This window comes from bacterium (assembly GCA_016708025.1).
Classification (GTDB): domain Bacteria; phylum Zixibacteria; class MSB-5A5; order GN15; family FEB-12; genus FEB-12.
In genome coordinates this window covers 17,058-34,394 of record JADJGQ010000004.1, presented here as the reverse complement: position 1 = coordinate 34,394, position 17,337 = coordinate 17,058, and the positions used below count along the sequence as shown (strand labels likewise).

Annotated in this window: 16 protein-coding genes; 2 read left to right on the top strand and 14 right to left on the bottom strand. The window is 57.3% G+C overall.

Translation table 11 applies throughout. The annotated features are described in order from the left end of the window. Nucleotides 1-463 precede the first annotated feature (463 nt). Nucleotides 464-1,558: a site-2 protease family protein gene (locus IPH75_13570; protein MBK7143097.1), complete on the top strand. Its 1,095-nt coding sequence runs from the start codon at nucleotides 464-466 to the stop codon at nucleotides 1,556-1,558. Here IPH75_13570 and IPH75_13565 read toward each other — a convergent pair. Then, on the bottom strand, nucleotides 1,533-3,047 hold the full coding sequence (locus tag IPH75_13565; protein MBK7143096.1) for a response regulator: 1,515 nt from the start codon (nucleotides 3,045-3,047) through the stop codon (nucleotides 1,533-1,535). The genes IPH75_13570 and IPH75_13565 overlap by 26 nt on opposite strands. Before the next feature lie 105 nt (nucleotides 3,048-3,152). After that, entirely contained in the window at nucleotides 3,153-4,034 is an 882-nt protein-coding gene (gene lipA, locus IPH75_13560) for a lipoyl synthase (GenBank protein MBK7143095.1), read from the bottom strand. A 122-nt stretch (nucleotides 4,035-4,156) separates the two neighbouring features. Between lipA and IPH75_13555 the strand changes: the two genes are divergently transcribed. Beyond that, nucleotides 4,157-6,319 (top strand): hypothetical protein, encoded by a 2,163-nt coding sequence (locus tag IPH75_13555; GenBank protein MBK7143094.1) that lies wholly within the window; start codon nucleotides 4,157-4,159, stop codon nucleotides 6,317-6,319. A 215-nt stretch (nucleotides 6,320-6,534) separates the two neighbouring features. On the opposite strand, the gene IPH75_13550 is transcribed toward IPH75_13555, so the two are convergent. The 12 genes from IPH75_13550 to IPH75_13495 form a co-directional block, all read right to left on the bottom strand. Beyond that, nucleotides 6,535-6,837, bottom strand: coding sequence for a hypothetical protein (locus IPH75_13550; protein MBK7143093.1), 303 nt, complete (start codon nucleotides 6,835-6,837; stop codon nucleotides 6,535-6,537). Nucleotides 6,838-7,125: 288 nt separating this feature from the next. Continuing rightward, the gene (locus IPH75_13545) at nucleotides 7,126-8,592 is read right to left on the bottom strand and encodes a hypothetical protein (protein ID MBK7143092.1); all 1,467 of its coding nucleotides are present in this window, start codon (nucleotides 8,590-8,592) and stop codon (nucleotides 7,126-7,128) included. 126 nt (nucleotides 8,593-8,718) lie between these two features. After that, a complete protein-coding gene (locus IPH75_13540; GenBank protein ID MBK7143091.1) occupies nucleotides 8,719-9,906 on the bottom strand; it encodes a hypothetical protein in 1,188 nt (395 codons plus the stop codon). Continuing rightward, nucleotides 9,903-10,169 carry a hypothetical protein gene (locus tag IPH75_13535; protein ID MBK7143090.1) on the bottom strand — a complete coding sequence of 89 codons (267 nt, stop codon included), beginning with the start codon at nucleotides 10,167-10,169 and terminating at the stop codon, nucleotides 9,903-9,905. Before IPH75_13535 ends, IPH75_13540 begins: the two co-directional genes overlap by 4 nt. Before the next feature lies 1 nt (nucleotide 10,170). Continuing rightward, nucleotides 10,171-10,542, bottom strand: coding sequence for a hypothetical protein (locus tag IPH75_13530; GenBank protein MBK7143089.1), 372 nt, complete (start codon nucleotides 10,540-10,542; stop codon nucleotides 10,171-10,173). A gap of 11 nt (nucleotides 10,543-10,553) precedes the next feature. Beyond that, a complete protein-coding gene (locus IPH75_13525) occupies nucleotides 10,554-11,366 on the bottom strand; it encodes a hypothetical protein (GenBank protein MBK7143088.1) in 813 nt (270 codons plus the stop codon). A gap of 3 nt (nucleotides 11,367-11,369) precedes the next feature. Then, nucleotides 11,370-12,785, bottom strand: coding sequence for a hypothetical protein (locus IPH75_13520; GenBank protein ID MBK7143087.1), 1,416 nt, complete (start codon nucleotides 12,783-12,785; stop codon nucleotides 11,370-11,372). A 255-nt stretch (nucleotides 12,786-13,040) separates the two neighbouring features. Beyond that, nucleotides 13,041-14,141: a hypothetical protein gene (locus tag IPH75_13515; protein ID MBK7143086.1), complete on the bottom strand. Its 1,101-nt coding sequence runs from the start codon at nucleotides 14,139-14,141 to the stop codon at nucleotides 13,041-13,043. 190 nt (nucleotides 14,142-14,331) lie between these two features. Beyond that, entirely contained in the window at nucleotides 14,332-14,754 is a 423-nt protein-coding gene (locus tag IPH75_13510) for a hypothetical protein (protein ID MBK7143085.1), read from the bottom strand. A 142-nt stretch (nucleotides 14,755-14,896) separates the two neighbouring features. After that, complete coding sequence (locus tag IPH75_13505) at nucleotides 14,897-15,316, bottom strand: hypothetical protein (protein MBK7143084.1); 420 nt, start codon at nucleotides 15,314-15,316, stop codon at nucleotides 14,897-14,899. After that, nucleotides 15,297-15,662 carry a hypothetical protein gene (locus tag IPH75_13500; protein ID MBK7143083.1) on the bottom strand — a complete coding sequence of 122 codons (366 nt, stop codon included), beginning with the start codon at nucleotides 15,660-15,662 and terminating at the stop codon, nucleotides 15,297-15,299. Before IPH75_13500 ends, IPH75_13505 begins: the two co-directional genes overlap by 20 nt. After that, a complete protein-coding gene (locus IPH75_13495; protein ID MBK7143082.1) occupies nucleotides 15,659-17,158 on the bottom strand; it encodes a hypothetical protein in 1,500 nt (499 codons plus the stop codon). Before IPH75_13495 ends, IPH75_13500 begins: the two co-directional genes overlap by 4 nt. Nucleotides 17,159-17,337: the final 179 nt, after the last annotated feature.

Here is a 17,337-nt window from a genome sequence, read left to right as displayed (position 1 = left end):
ACGTAGACAGTCTGCGTTTTGAACGCGGGTGGCGAAAGCCGCCCGCGTTCTTTTTTTGTGGGTGGGGGTTGAGCGGCAGACGTCCTCGTCTGCCCTGACTGAACGGTGGGGGACCTGACGGAACTTGGCCGAGGCAGGCATCAGGTTGTGGCCCGTTAGGAAGGGGGTGGACGAGTTCGCGGTGATTGTGGGGTCAGCCGGAGGTTTGTGAGTGCATGAATGCAGGTGATCGGGCCGGCTTCCTCGCAATGACGAGGTGGTGAGATTTGTGCAAGCCCTCATCCGCCCCCTGCCTTCGCGGGGCACCTTCTCCCAAAGGGAGAAGGGAAAGATATTCGGCTCCTACTAAACTTTCCTCTCTCACAAAACCCTCCCACTTCAAATCGAGCTTGTCTGCCGCTGTAAGTGCGGCGCCATCTTTTTTGCTGTCGCCTCTTCCCTGTTTGGGTGTATACTCTACAACATGCAGCAGAGTCAGGCCGAGATACAGTCAGCGATCCTGATGCCGTTGGTCGGGGATATATTCCTGATCGACGCTCTGTATCCGCATGGGGATAAATGGCAGGTAAGCCTGACATTCCGGTTCGACCGGAGTCGCTCGGTGGTCATTCTCAAGGAACGGCTGAAGATGGCGGGGTATGATTACACGCTGTCGGAGACGCCGGATGGGCCATTGCTGTTGACGCTCGACCCGCGGCGCAAGCTGAGGGTTCCACTGTTGAATGTCGCGCTCTTTCTGGCGACGATCGTTTCGGTTTATTTTGTGTCGCTCTCTTTCCGATTCTGGGCGCTTGGCGGAAGCTGGCCCCAGATGAAGGCGGCGATCTTGCGCGGGGACGGGATACTTTTTACCGTGGCGATGATCTCGATTTTGCTGGTGCATGAGATGGGGCATTTTATCGCGAGTCGGCGTCGGCATATAGCGACCTCGTGGCCCTATTTCATTCCGGCGCCGAATATTCTGGGGACATTTGGCGCGGTGATCAAGTCACGCTCGCCATTCTGGAACCGTCGCGACTTGATGGAGGTCGGCGCGGCCGGGCCGATCTTTGGGTGGATAGTGGCGATCGGGTGGCTGGTGTACGGATTGTCGCACTCGATGATAGTGGCGACATCGGCGGTCAATCTGGGAGATCTTGCCTGGACATTACGTGGGGAGTCGATACTCTTCCGGGTGCTGGCGATCTGGACCGCGGGGGATGCACCGGCAGGTTCGGTATACATTTTGTCGGAGGCGGCGTTTGCCGGATGGGCGGGGCTGTTGGTGACGGCGCTGAATATGTTGCCGATCGGCCAGCTCGACGGCGGGCATATCACCTATAGTCTGTTGAAACGGAAACAGGTGATTCTTGGCTGGGTGGCGATGGCCTGCCTGGTAGTGCTGGGGTTTCAGTCGATGATGTGGTGGTTGTTCGCGGCGCTTGGACTGATATTCCGGGTAGAACATCCGCCAACACTGAATGATGAAAAGCCGTTGACGAGAACTGCGCAGGTGATGGGGATAATCGCGCTGATAATACTGCTGTTGTCGTTTACACCAATACCGATTCAGACTTAAGGATGTCGTCGAGGATAGCGATATCTTCGTCCCGCTCGTACAATTCCCTGAAGTTTATCAATCCCGCACGGAGAACATCGAAGAAGATATCGACCAGTTTCGGGTCGAACTGCTTCCCTTTGTTGATGACCAGTTCGCGCAATGCGATCTCGAGAGTCGCCCCTTTGCGATAGGGACGATCGGAGAGAATGGCATCGAAGGTATCGACGACGGCGAGCAAGCGGCCCTCGATCGGGATAGCTTCGCCGGCGAGACCATTGGGATAACCCTTGCCATCGAAGCGTTCATGGTGCGCGGCGATATAGGGGAGCGACGGTTTGAAGAGTTCGATATCGCGGACGATGCGGAGGCCGACATTGGGGTGGTTGAGCATCTTCTCGCGCTCTTCATCGGTGAGGCGATCCGGTTTGTTGAGAATGGAATCAGGGACGCCGATCTTGCCGATGTCGTGGAGCGTGCATCCAACGATCAGGTGATTGATGCGGGTGTCCGACCAGCCCATAAAGCGGGCGACTTTCTCAGCCAGTTTGATAACGCGATCGGTATGGCCGGCGGTGTAGTTGTCGCGGGCTTCGATAGCGTTTGCCAGCGCGCGAATAGCCTGCAGGTAGGATGTCTGCAGGTTGTGGTAAAGAAGATTATTGGAGATCGCCGAACCCGCCGAGTTGGTCAGGATGGTGAGGACATCCATCTGCCCCGGGCTGATGCGATAGAAGCGATCGAACAGCACGAGGTTCACGACGCCGTGTAATTTCCGGCGAATATAGATCGGGCTGGAGATAGTGGTCTGGGTCATGGGGGCGCCGTCGCGAATGACCGGTTCGCTGACGATACGCGGCTCGCAGACGCGATGTCCGGCGAATCCGGAGAGGCGCGATTCATCGAGAACGAGCAGGTTGAGTTCCGGTTCATCGGCGATGGAGAGCCGGCGCAGAACTTCGTTGGAATGGGGATCGATCTCAATGACGGCGGCGGCAGAGGCGGATAGCTCGGTCCGGGCCGAGGAAAGCACCATGTGCAGATACTTGTCGATATCGACGCCGATGGAGATAGCGCTGGCGGCTTTCAGGAAATCGACCTGCCCTTTGAGGCGGAGGTTATCGCGAACGACGCGCTGGTGAGCGAGGCCGCGCTTGATGGTCGCCTTGAGGATCTCTAGTTTGAACGGCTTGACCAGGAAATCATACGCCCCCTGTTTGAGGACCGCGACGGCGGTCTGCAAGGTGGGGTGGGCGGTCATCAGGATGACGACGGCATCGTTCTGATAGGTTTTGGCGGCCTGGAGGATATCGATGCCGGAGATATCGGTCATCATCAGGTCGGTGAGGACGAGATCGACCGGATTATTGCGCAAATGGACGAGCGCCTCCTGGGGAGAAGCGAAGGTGCTGACCTCGTAATTCTCCTCTAAGAGGGTTTCCTGAATGATATCACAGATGTACTGCTCGTCGTCAACGATCAGGAGTCGAGCATTTGATGCAGGAATCATTCGCGCCTCTGTTACACGTTTGCGTCCCTCCAGTTTTCGGCTGTGGGAGCGGAAAGTCCAGTAACGAGAGAGTTATTGTTTAGAAATTGCGCTTGAAGAAAAAGTTCACGAACGGGTAAGCGCTATCATATTGTCGGCGAGGTAGGAAGAGCGAACGAGCGGTCCGGAGAAAACGGTTGGTATACCGGATTGTACGGCGAGTTTTTGCAAATGTCCAAACTCATCGGGGTGCAAATAGCGGTCGACCGGATAATGAGCGGCGGATGGAGCGAGATACTGGCCGATCGTCAATAGTGAAACAGAGGATGCCGCCAGATCATCGAACAGTTGTTTCAATTCATCGACTGTCTCCCCCAGTCCGACCATGATCCCGGATTTTACCCAGATCCCTTTGCGCCCATGAGCGGCGGCCAGAACCTCGAGAGATTGCCGGTAGTTGGCGGCAGGGCGAACGGCGGGATAAAGGCGCGGGACGGTTTCGACATTGTGATTGAAAACATCGGGAGTTCGCGCAAGGACCAGTTCCAGCGCCTGGAGGTTGCCGCGGAAGTCCGGGGTTAATACCTCGATGGTTGCTTTCGGCAGAAGATCGCGGACGCGGGTGATACATTCAGCGAATTGAGCGGCGCCGCCATCGGGGAGATCATCACGCGTCACCGACGTAATGACGACATGGCGGAGATTCAGTCGGGAGGAAGCCTCGGCGACGCGGGAAGGTTCGGTAGGGTCGACCGGTGATGGCAGGCCGGGGGTAACATCGCAGAAGCGGCAATTGCGGGTGCATTTGGGTCCGAGGATCAGGAAAACGGCGGTGCCGCGATTAAAGCATTCTCCGCGGTTGGGGCAGTTAGCTTCCTGGCAGACGGTCTGGAGGCCGAGACCGTGGAGGAGTGCGCTGACACGGTTAAACTCAGTGCCGGCAAACGGTTTGACGGTCAGCCAGGCGGGTTTACGAGGAGTGGGTCCCGGGTTCGACATGCTGTTCATTTCCTGCACAGTCTCGGTTCCTTTGTCGACGCCTAAGTGACGTTGCGGCAAGGAGTATCAAGTATACGGAAAATCGAACGATAATCAAAGGAAAGAACGGTATCCATCGCGAAGGAGAGCCAATGCATAACCGGTCATTCCTCACCGGGTGCCTCGTGCTGGTCCTGGCGGTTGCAGCATCAGCGGCAACGCGTCCAAAGGGACAGGTAGAGCGAGTCCAGCCGAGCAACTTTATCACACTTCAAGCAGGTCATATGCTGCAGTCATTTACTGCGGCCGAAGCTTGCACAGCGGCCAGCATAGACGAGATCGTCTATCGCATGGATGGCTGGGTGATCGGGAATGAATTGTACAAAGCGCTGATCGATCCGGCGGCGGATTGCGCGTCGCCCTATCCATACACAGTGACGGCGGTCAATATGCCGATGATCTTCGACGCGGCCACCACGGTCACGGTGGCGGTGGATATCGAGGAAGCGGTGACGCTGACCGGCGGATGCCGCGTACCGGGAAATATGCTGGCGATCTCTTCCGATTACACAGTGACTGTTCCGGCGGCGGGGTATTACAATATCTGGATTCCGCTGGATGAGCCGATCGCGATGGATGAGCCATTTTTCGCGGGATTCTTCATTGGTTCGACGCTGACTGTCGGCGCGGCAATCGTGATCGACGACAATCCGCAGGCGTGTCATTCCTACAATATCTGGGATACGACGGTTGGGTTTGTGGATCTCTGCAATTTCCCTCCGGAGTTTGGTTCGGAGTATAATTTCCCCGGTCGCCTGGCGATGGAGGTTGCGGGGATAACTGGTGGATCGGGCGGCAATCACCCGGCCCCGGCGATCAGTCTCCTCTCCCCTGTTGATGGGTCAACCCTGATGGGATCATCGGAGGTCTGGGCGGATGAAACCTCCGGCTCAGAGATCATCGACTATGTTTCATTTGAATATCTGCGTAACGGCGTCTGGACAGAATTCGGCCGCGATTACGACGGCACGGGACCGCTTCGGAGCGGCGTCGCCGCCGCCGAGGCAGGCAACGGATATAGTGTCGCGTGGAATTTTTCATCGGTTCCGGAAGGGGCGGTGAGTATCCGGGCGCGAGCGGTAGATACGTTAGGTCGGGAAGCTTCGGCGCAGATCGCGGCGACGCTTGAGCCGACACCGCCGATCGCGCGGATCATCTCCCCCGATCCGGGTGATGATTTCTGTTCGCCGCTGTCGGTCCTGATGCAGAGTACGGATGAAAATCTGACGGGCGTGCAACTGTTCATGCAACATGGCGCGCTGAATTATTCATCGGGCCTGACCACGCTTCACCAGCAGATGCTGGGGGATGTGAACGGAAACGGCTCGGACGGAAATTCGATCGCGAATGGAGAGTTCGGAAATTACTACAGTGGTCCGGCGGTCGGCGCGATCGCGGCGAAGAAGTGGTATGACCGTGGATTTACGACCATCATGCGGTCCGGTTTCACCACGCTGACGATGGTTCAGGTGGCGGAATCGCTGGCGGTGTTGATGCAGACACGCGCAAATCTCGGGACAACCGACGAGTTGTTGTTCAGCGGGCTGAAGCAGTACGCTTATACCAAAGGTGATGAGTTTGATTTCGGGCTGCGCCGCTCGCCCAATTACTGGCAGTTGCGGACATGGGTTGAAGAAGAGCAGCGCGTCGTGATGCTTGGATTGGGCGGCATGCCGAGCTACTGGGTAGCGGTGGACGGTTTCGCCGAGTGGGAACAGCCGGATGGAAGTTTCAAGATCGTGATCGCCAATCCGGTGAACAGCGGGGCGCCGCAGACGGTGTCGATCCGGGTGAATGGTCCGATCAGCGAAGTGTATGTCAACGGAAGCTGGCATACGATCGATATCGCCATCTCCATGACCGCAAAGGGCTGGTCGCCGACGCGCGAGGCGGTCGGTATGGATCTGAACGGCGCAAATGGGTGGTCGGTCAATTGGGTGCCGGAGGGATTGTCTGAAGATAATCTCTATTTCTTCCGTTCAGTAGCAGTCGACGCTACGAGCCTTGAAGGGTATGACGCGATTTTGGTGAATTACAGTTGCGAAGGGACACTTGGGCCCGGCGACTACGACGGCGATGGCTCGGTTAATCTTTCGGATCTGTCGTTGTTGATCCTCTTTTTGACCGATGGCGGCACGCCTCCCTCGGGTGGGTCGGGACGAGCCGATGCCAATTGTGACGGGGTGATCAATATTGGCGATATCGTTTATTACATGAATTTCCTGTTAGGGAATGCCGGGGCGCCGTGCTATTGAGATTTTGATGAGCGCTGAATAGAAGAAGCCCTGCCGAGATCGGCAGGGCTTTTTTTTGTGGGAAGCGAAGGGGTTGGTTCGTTGCTTCGCTACTTGCAATGACGATGAAGGACGAATTCTTCTTGAATGTGGGGGGGTGCTTCGTCAGCCGGAGGTTTAATGGTGCATGAATGCAAATCATCCGGCCGGCTTCCTCGCAATGACGATGGGGGTGGTTACTTGCGGGCGGCGGAGGCCTGGATAGCGCGTTTGGCGATCTCCGGGGTGATGCCGCAGATCGCGACGAGCGTGTCGACGACCTCATCGAGATGTTCCAGCCAGGTTTTGTCAGGATATTTCAGGCGGAGGTTGTCGATCAGGTCATCGGCGATAGTGGCGATGTACTCGGCGTATTTCTGCCGTTTGCCGACCTGCAAGAAGGGGATGACGTATTTTTTGGCGAGGAAAGTAGCGAGCATCAGGCCAAGAGAGCCGAGGATGCCGAGGAAGGAATCGGCGGAGATGAAGGTGGGTTGCATGGGGGATTCCAGTTGGGTTTAGGGTTGAATGAGAATAGGTTGCCTGAAGATCGAAAGTAGGCCGTCAGGTCTCGCGCTCGCGCAATCGAAATGCAAGAACGGATTTGTGAAGTCAGGCGAGCGCTAGGACCTGACGGAACATTTAGGGCAGACGGGGACGTCTGCCGCTCAAAAATCTTGAATGCAGGGGGTTGCTTCGTCAGCCGGAGGATTGGCGGTGCATAAATGCTAATCATCCGGCCGGCTTCCTCGCAATGACGATGTTAGCGAGTAGTGTCAGAGTCGATGTCACCATTGGAGTGGCCAGGTGGGGGTGGTGGGGATTTTGAGGCGTTGGCGGAGGATGGTGCCATCGCGGCGAGTGATGGTAATCTCGTATTTTGCGCCGGAAGGATCCAGCAGGTCCGAAGGGATCAGGTCGAGCGCAAAGTAGCCCTCGGCATTTGTGGTGGTCGCGCGAGTGAATGGCGAGATGACCAGTGAGTTGAAACGGACAGCGCCTGAAGGGAGTGAGGCGGTGACGGTAGCCTCTCCCTCGGGGAGACCATCAATTCCATAGAGAAAACCATACAGACGGCAGAGGTTGGGGGCGGTTGGCTGTCCCGGGTCGAAATGGTAGCCGGAGAGAGTTGCGGACATAGAGCCAGTGACAGTGACCGTATCAGTTGAGGGGAAAATGTAATTGGGGGCACTCGGGATGAAAACAACATCGCCAGGATCGAGATGGACGGTGGCGTGACCAAGGTTGTCGGTTTCGACGAGAGCGAGTAGCGCGGACTGGTCAATATTGCGGATAGTGATTTGCGCTCCAGGAATGACTTGATCATTGGTGGTGTCGATTACGGTCAGCAAAACCGAATAGGCGCCTGAACCGGCGCAACTACCTCCCCCCTCTCCCCCGATCCCGGCACGCAGGAAAGTGATGAGGGAGCTGTCATTGTCGAGCGAAGCATTGAAGCTGCTCATGTCGACGAGGAGAGATTCAGAGATAGCACCATGGAGTTTGCCGGTGCCATGCAGGTAGATATCCTGTTGTCCGCCGGCAATGGAGAGACCGGCGCCATTGCTTCCGGCAAGATCGATACCGGTGCCGGTCCCGAGTATCTGCATCGCCATACCGGCGGCGTGACTATTGCGAACGAAGAGTGAGCCAGCGCCCTCGTAGGAACCATCGATGACCAGTCGTCCAAGTTTCAGCGTCTGCCCGCCAGTGTTATCAAGCATCGATTCGAGATTATCGGCCGCGGTCTGGTCACCGGAGATCTGCGCGAGGTTGACCGGCTTGTTGTCACGGCAGGTATCGCCGATGGGGATCCGGTCCGCGAGGGACGGCTCGAGAATGAACGCGAACGTAAAGCCCAGATCGAGCCGGGCGGTAGAGGGGCCATCGAGAGTATCAACCGCGATAAGAATGCCGGAATAGGTGCCGGAACGAGGCGAGGAGCCATCGATCTCGGCAACCTCCTTGGTCCATCGATACCCTTTTCGACCGGAAGTGCCAAGCGTGAGCGAGCGGATCTCGGCGGAAGCGGTAGTGTATCCGGCGGCGAAGATCGAATCTCCGGTGGGAGAAAAAAGCATGACGTAAAAGGAATCGGCGAGGGCGAAATTGCCGATCGTGTCGGTAACGAAAAAGGTGAGGGTGAGTGAATCCTCCGCATTCCCTGCCGAGCTGTTGTTGGTGACAATGGCGGTGGAGGCGTGGGCGGAGAAAGCGGTGAGAAAGATGAGAATTAGAGGAAGAAGAAGTTTCATAAATACTCCAAGGAGGTGTGTGGCCCTCACCCGCCCCTTCGGGGCACCCTCTCCCAGAGGGAGAAGGGAAGAAAGAGTGCTAGAGATAGCACATTCTCCTTCGCGTTAGAGGCTCTGTGTCAATGGCTATAGGCGACGGCGGCGGGTGGGGGTGTTTGTAGTGGCAATAGTTGAATACCAGGCTTGCATTGAGATGAGATAAGTGCCGGTGCCATCCTCGGTCCAGGTAACCGGGAGGTCATCGACCGTGTCATACCCATGGTCGCCGGAATAGCCGACATCGTAGGAAATTCGCGGGGTACCCTCGTGGTGATTAATCGCAAGCGTGTAAGTGGTGCCATTTGTCAGGAATTGGGCGACCTGAGCAGAACTGACCCAGGAAGCGGTGGCGCTGGCAGTGAATACCCAGACGGCGGTGTCCAGCCGCGATTGGATACCGCCGTTCCACGAGTACAGGGCAACATCGACAGTGTCATTATTCCCCGTGAGCGTGCGCAGATGGACGCGGAAGCTGTCGACACGCTGGTTGGGTCCGGCGGTGTAGCGGTAGTTGCTGTTGCGATTGCCGTAACATCGGATAGAGGCGGCCGCCAGCGAAGAGGCTCCGGCAGTGCTGTAGCCAAACGAAGGGTCAATCCTGATCGGGAAAGTTGCGGTGGCGAGAAAGTGTTCGGGGATAGTGATGGTCAGCAGGGAGTCGATTTTCAGATCGCACCAGATAGCGTTGCCATCGGCATCAAAGGCGCGCGGGCGCGTGATGTGGAGCAGTTTGCCGCCCGACCTGCGATAGATGGCGTAGGATCCGACGATTGAATCGGGACGGTGGTATCCCTCGGCTTTCTCTGTTGCGGTCAGTTCGGGTTGATAGTAAGCGATCAGATTTTCGAGCTTGATAGGAAAGGTAAACTGGCGGACAGTGGTGGGCGAGTCGAGTATGATCTCCCACTCAAGCGAAGCATCGGGGCGAATATAGAAAAGATGGCGGAGTGAATCGCCGGAGTAAAACCAGAGGCCGGGGCGGTCATCGATGCGGCATTCTTTGAGCGAGTAGTCACGCAGAGTGTCGGCAAGGATCAGTTGCAGGATGGCGGTGGAGGAATCCTGGAGCGACAGGATCGGTCGAAATTGTTGCGTGGCAGAGCTGCCGAGGCTCATCTGGAAGCTAACATTGGTGAGGCTCGGTTGCGCCAGATCAGAGAGGCGGAAAGACGCGGAGATAGGTTCTTTCTCGTTCGATCGGGAGGAATGATAAATGGTGGTCTGGCTCAATGCGGATGAGCAAAGGCAAAGCAGGATGAGGAGTGTGCGGGTCATTCGGCAGAGTCTCCTGCGCTATCGGGGAGAGAATCGCCACACGGGAGTTGTTCGGCGCGCGACTTATCGATCTGGCCGAGATCGTTCGACTTTTCGTTTGGAAGTGGTTCGATGCGGTGGCGCAGTTCGACGAGTCTGACGAAGTCCGGGAGTTTGGTATCCTCGGAGCGGTCGATCAGACCGGTGAGACAGATGTCAATGAGGAGGTCGAGTTTATCCAGATCGACGAGCGGTTTGATGACTTTGTATGAGCCCTGAAGCATGTCACTCCCCCATTTCGGTGATCAGGAGGTCAACGATCACTGGACCCTCGACAGCGGGATCATGGGCAATGCGGAAGGAGTGGTCGGTTTCGCGGCCAACCAGAAAAGCGGCGGCGGATGAACGGGGGCGAACAATGATATGCGGTGTGTTGATCGTGTCAGGGAGTGGGTTGCCGCGATGGTCGGTCAGTTGGGAAAACTGGACTGTTTGCGCTGAATCGCCGATATCGGCTTTGCTGTAAAACAGCTCGCCGCTGGACGAAGGAAATTCAGCGAGCAAGAGATCCAATTCCCCCAGAGTGGGGATTCCCCAGACAGCGAAATCATGCAAAAGCCAGGTTCGCCGTGCAGTGACTCGTTCGAGCGTGGACATGAGGGCGGTTCCTATCTGATGGTTGGTGGTTTTGGAGAGAGGAGCGGTGGGCGGAAAGATTTGAGGAGTCGTTCGGCGCGCGAGGCATGGTTGTCGGCGAGAGCGCTCCAGGCGAGAGCGATCTTGTCGAGTGCCAGTCCAGAGGCGAGTTCGCGTGTCGCGGCAGTGCGGCAGATGATCTCGAGCGCGAGTGAGCGGGCGGCGGCAATCAGGGTCTGATCGGCACCGAACTGCTTGTCCGGGTCGATCTCCCGCTCGATCAGGCCGTTGGCCTCAGAGATTGCACACTCCAGGAGATCATCGGAGAAAGGGGTGTAGAGCGGAGTGAAGTCGAGGAGAACCGACTCGCCATCGGCGATCTCACCGGAAGTGAGGCGACGGATCTCGGCACGGTCGGCATTCAGCGAGTAGTCCGATCCGGGCTGATAGATGGTGAACGGCTCAAACCAGATAGTCAGAGTGGTTCCGGGGAGTAATGCACCGGACGGTTTGAGGGCGATAGTGCGGTTGGCGGAGTCATAGGTGAAGTCGACATTTTCGTGATAGAGGCGAGTGAGTGAGGCATTTGAGGCGACCAGCAGAGAGTACGGGACGATCGGAGAATCGGAGAGTGTGACCGGCGACTGGCCGATAGTAAGTTGAACGCGTGTGAGCGCAGTGGCGTGACGGGATTTCACCACAAGGCTGGCAGGGTCGATCGAGGCGCCATGAAAGCGTTGGAAATCCAGACCGGCGAAACGAAATGGCTGGTCGAAAATCTGTTCGGTGGCGGGAGAGTCGGCGATCAGGCATGGGCGGAGATGATCAAGCGTGACATAGGACATTTCTTACCTCCGCGCGATAAGGGTTTGCAGTTCAGAGATCGCGGTGATCTGACTGGCGATCGGACCGATGCTGAATTCCGAGGCGACCTCGATGCGGACCCAGTAGCGCTGGTGATTGGCGATCAGTTTCATTTGCCAGTCGAGGGGAATCGACTGGTAATCAGTCCAGAGTGCAATGCGGGACGGGCTGGAGTCGAATAGTGTGGTACCGCTCGACGGCATGAAAGGAACCCAGGTGTGGCCATTCCAGAAGCTGAATGTTACGGTCCCCCCTGCTCCGAGTTGGTCGAGGAGAAGATGTAGGTAGCGGAAGCGGTTATTCATCCCGACGAAGAGAGAATCGCCGGCATTCTTGAAAAGAGCGCCGGAAGATGGGTGAAAGATGTCGGACAAAGTTGAATCGGCGGCGGCGGCGGTTAGGTCAGCATAGGTGTCGGCCGCATGATTGTAGAGCAGCACTGAATCGAAGAGGTCAGCTCTTGGATCAAGCGGAGTCGGTGCGGAATAGGTTCCGGTTTGTCGAGAGCTGAAGAGTAATCGTCGCTGTTCGTAATTGAATCCCTGCAACCAGAGAACGACCGGCGTGGTGTTGCGAAAGACGACCTGAGGAGATTGCTGAACGGATGGATCGAGCGTGGTCGAAGCGGACCAGGTGAGGCCATCGAATTCGCGGACGCGAAACGCCGAGTCATTGTAGGCGATGGCAAGTCGGCCATCGGGTCCAAGGGCGGCATCAAATTGATGTCCGAACCCGGTAAGCCCGGAGGCGATAAGGAACTCATCGGACCAGAGTGTGGTAGAGTAGGGCATTGCGCGCGCCACGATCTTGCTGTTGGCATACGCGATGAAGGCGTGAAGTGTTTCCGGTGCGGCGATCAGCTTGGTGGTGAGTTGAGTTGAACCGGTGGAGAGCGTCTCCCCCGGGTCGGTGGCGCCTGTCCCCCAGGTTGCGCCGGGGTCGGAAGATTTTTTCAGTTGCACAAACCAGTTGCCATCGATCAGTCGGTTGAAGGCAAGCCAGAGCATGCCGGAGGGATCAACGACGATCGATGGGTTGAGGGTTGGATGCGAGCTGTAAACAATGATTGGATCGCCGACTGTCCAGCTCCCATTGGTGTAAGTCAGCTTTCGCGTTTTGAGGAACGATGCGATGGGATCGAGATAGGCGATCTGGATATTGCATTGCTGATCGATGCAGCAATCGTAAGAGAGGTCGGCGATATCGGTGGCCATGGTCAGCGGCGTCGACCAGGTGGTGGCGGGAGGGTCGGCGTACGCGAGGCGAAGCTCTCCCTCATCGGCCAGGTAGATGGCGACGAGCCGTCCGGCGAAAGGGCCGGAGGGTAAGCGGAGGAGTCGCTGGCCGGTCGGGTGGCCGAGGGGATAAAGGGCGGTGGTGTCGGAGAGTTTCTTGCGCATGGGTGGGATGGGTTGAGGGTTGGGGGTGCGGGCAGACGGGGACGTCTGCCGCGCACATGTGAAGGCCACCATAAATGGTGGGGTACGGTTTTCATATGCAGGAGATTAAGTTCAGTAAATGATAGTCACCTATGGGAGCCGTCAGGTCTCGCGCTCGCGTGGTTGAGATGAAAGAGTTGTCTTGAAAAGTCTGGCGAGCGCTAGGACCTGACGGAACGACCATATGGTCGAAAGAGAGATGTCCGGACGTACGGTTTAGAAGACGGTGTCGAGGATGACGGCGGCTTCTTTGACCACCTTGGCATACGAGACGGCCTCGGAGATAACGGCTTCTTCGAAGCGCTGTTCGATCACTTTGTCATATTCGATCATGAGCGGCTGGGCGATGACTTCTTCGATAGCGAAGCGATTGTCCAGGCCGATGATGTAGTCGGTGGGAACTTCATCGGAGCGAACGAGGGTCGAGCCGAGCGGACTGATCAGTTCACCCTGTTGCTGGAAACGGTAGCCGATGAGCGGGTCTTTGAATTCGGTCAGGTTGAGGATCGTTTTCAATTTGTCGATGTGGCAGATCAGGGTGGTCATTTCGAACGGCGTGAATTGCGCCCAGAGGTTGACGAGATCGCCATAGGCGAGGGTACCGGTGGCGGCGGCATTAACGACACGGGCGGCATTGGAGTTGCCATCGCCGTTGATGAGCGTGTTGACGATCATCCCGATCTTGTCAGTCTGCATCTTGAAGCCAATGTACCAGAGCAGGACGCGGAATTGGGCGGTCGAGCGGTGGCGCAGTGCGCGATAGGATGTTTTGAGGGTCAGGCCGAAATCGGAGACGGTGATGGCATGGGTCTGTTCGGTGACGATCAGTTGCGGAATCTCGGCTCCCTCGCCAACGGGACGAAGCGCGAATTTCTTGTCGCTTGAGGTGTCGACGAAAAACGGCGTGTAACGATTGGAGTTGATGACGGTGCTTGAGGCGATCAGGCGGGAGAGTTCCGGACGCATCTGCTGTCCTTTCTTGATCTCGCGCAACATGAACTCGGGCATCAGGGCAGGCGCTTTCTGGTAAAATTGCTCGACGGTGGTCGGTTGTTTGCCGCCGAGACGGACACCGGCGAGAGCGAGCTGTCGCTCGAAAGCATCGAGCGGTGCGCCATGCGGTGAGGGATCGTATTCCTCGGATTCGAGCAGTTCGGAGAGAGTCATGCCGCGCGATTCGGCCTCGAGATAGCTATCGCGGGAGATATCGAGAGCGGCGGCGCGGGTGAAGTCGAGATTGGCGGAGATGGTTGGATCGGCGCTGTTTTTGGAGAGGTTCGCCAGGGCGGCGGAAGTGAGGAAAGAATTGAAGTCCATGGGGGTTCCTTGGGTGGGCCACCGTGAGTGGTGGGGATGGGTGACGAAAAGTTTGATGTCAACGTTCGGGTCTCGTCCCCGCCCCCCCCCCGCCCCCCCCCCCCCCCCTCCCCACCAGGGTGGAGTACGCGTTTGGGTAAAGCGGAGTGTGTAACTGTCGCCTCGAGCGAAGACGAGAGGTGAATCTTGGCTAGTTCAGCAGGATCAAGCAGTCGGTGGTGCCGTTGATGTCGATGACGGTGCCGCGGGCGATATTGCCGCCGGCCGGATCATAGGCGGCCAAGACCGGCGCCTGTTTGATCGTGCCAGCAGTGCCGCCGACAACACGGTTGCCGATCACCGGCACAGTTGCTGAAACCGCCAGGCGGCAGATACCGCCGATCTGGACGGTGGCGACGCGTTTGCCGGTGTCGATGTCGGTGAGAGTGAGAGCGATCAGTTTTCCGAGGAGCTGGCCGCCATTGGTGATAGGGCCGATCTCGGAGTTGCCGGTCAGCATCACCGGCTGGCCCAGGTTGGCATCTTTGAGGTCATCGACGCCGGTGGTCTGGTGGATCTTGAATGAGGCGAAGACAGGGGCGATTGATTCGAGGTTGTGGTCGCGGATGGACATATTGGTTTCCTTGTAAAGCCCAGCATAAATGGTGGGGTACGGTTTTCAAGAGTTTGGGGTCGCGGCGGTTTGTTGTCGGGCAGACGGGGACGTCTGCCGCGCAAATTGTGGTTGAATGCATCGGCCGTGGCGACGGTTGCCGTCAGGGTTTGAGGGGTGAGAGACTGTTGGGGAAATGGTCGCGGAGGATCGCCGATGTTTTGCGGTAACAGGAGATCAGTTCGAGAGCCGACATGGCGGCGAGAGAGTCGATGATCTCCGCGAGCGAGTCCTGTCGCGAGTGAGATGAATCAGCGATGGCGATCGCTTTGAGCATCCCGGCAATGCGCGCCTGGTAATCATCGCGAAAAAGGTTCAGTTCATGCTCGGTCTGCCGGACAGATTGCGCGAGACGTTGGTGGTCTTCTGCCTGGCGAGCGATCTGTTGGAATTGTTCGCATGCTTCGCCAAGCCAGGTTCGCAGGCGGTCAAAATCGAGAAGCGGAAGTTGCCGGGATTCGAGCTGGTCGGCCAGTCTCGCTCCCTCGGTCGGGTCGAAAGAATCATGGTTGGGTGCGGGCACGGTTTCTCTCCTGTGCGGGGTCTGAGACAAAGTATTCGATACGAGCGAGGCGGGAGTCGACGGAACTGGAGAAGCGGTAAAACTCCTCTTTGTTAACGACGCCCTCTTTGAGGAGGATCTCGACAATTCCCAGCTTGCGATCAAGCGCGGCGACCGATGCGGATTCAGCTTTGGCGGCCAGTTCGACCTTGATCGACTGGATCGTCATGAAATATGCGGCGGCGATAGAGAGCGCGATCATCAGCAGGTTGAGCAGTTGGCCGCTGAAGCGGAAGAGCGAATTTTCGGGATCGCGCCTTGTGCGGGGACGGTGCTCTGACTGTCGCTCGGGTAGTCGGGTGATCATGCGTGCTCCTTTCCGGTGGGCGAGGGTTGATCGATCCGATAAAACAGGTAGCGCGGTTTCCCCTGCAATCTGATCGGCTGAAGGCGCAGCTCTCCCCCCTGTTTTTCTCCAACTGATAACGTCAGCGACGGGCCGGTGGTAGTCAGGTTGGCCTGTCGCCAGGTGAGTTGCGCCTGGGGATCAGTTGGGATCTGCATGGGCGGAAGGATCGGGTCGGCGACAAAGCGTGCGGACTGGCGAAATCTGGCCGGATCAAATTGCCGGATAATGAACTGCACATGCTGATCCTGCCGGATATCCAGCAGCCAATCATCGGAATGTGCCAGACGGGCCAGGGTGATGGGATCGGATGAACGAGCAGTTCCAGTATCCGGGCGATAGAGATAGCAGTGGGCGGATGCAGTTTGATCGAGCGGACGGATCTCAGCGCCATCGCGAGTGGCGATCTCTGCCACCGCAGATTCAAGTTGATCAGGTGTGACAAAGCGGGATCGGATGAAACGACAGGCGAGCGACTCGATCGGTTTCTGGAGCGACTGCAGCTCGGATTCATCGAGCGGGTAGATGTAGAGAGTGGTGCGGGAGATCGGGCCGGATGAATCAGCCAGGTATCGTTCGAGGTGACGAGACGAAAAACGCTCTCTGCCGCGGAAGCCGACCAAACGCGCGAAGCGGTCTTTGTCCGGGGTGAGTGATGCGGCGAGCTGATCAATCGGAAGGTCGACCAACTCGCCATTCAGTCGAGAAAGAGACCATCCGTGCGGACAAGCGGTCAGTTTGATATCGATCCCGTCGTACCGGGGCGTGACAAGGTAGCGGTCTGCGGAGGGGAGTTGAGAGAGGGCGGAGAGGATGACCGGTTCGGGAGTGCCGGTCGATTTCCGGATGGCCAGGTCACGAGTGATGGAGGTGTCGGGGATCGCGCCCCGGTAGACGAGAGAGGTTTCGAGTACACGGTCGATCTGGCGATAGTTGAAACAGCATTCAGTTGATTCGCCGTTGATGGAGTAGCGCTGCATCGGTTGATGCGCGCAGAGCCTGATATCTTTGCCGCAAATCGTGCATTCCGGAAGTCCGTAGACAAAACCGATCGAGCACTCTTTGTAAATGCCGGCATCGATGTTGTCGCGAAGAGTTTCCGCACCCTCGGCGGATTTAAGCCAGTAAAAATAGCTTTTCACCCAGTTGCGGCCATCCTGTTCGAGACAGACGGCATGGAAGGTTCGTCCGATCGGAAGAAGGTCGCGTCGATGTCCGACCAGGACGGGCGAGTCAATCAACAGCTCTGCCAGGCGTGCATGTTCGTCGACAGGGAATTTGCCACCATAGGCGTTGGTTTGGTCGGAGAGGATGTACATGGCCCGGATGAAGAGGTCTGATTCAGACAGCGGCGTGGGCGGTTTGATCCGTTGGTTGACGAGTGGGATCAGTTCGGCGATAGACGATTGATTTTGAAGATCGAGTTGGGCGACCAAGCGCCCGCGCGGACTGGTCATGCTGACTCCTGCGGTTGGAGAACGGTTCTATAAACCGGGGTCTGTCCGTGAGTGCTAATCGTTGCGGTCTATATTTGTGCAAGGAATTGCAGGGATGTCATACGGGGCGAAATCGAGAGGGTCAAAAACGGGCAAAGCGCCATTAGATTACCTTGTTGTATAACAACGCATTAGGGGGC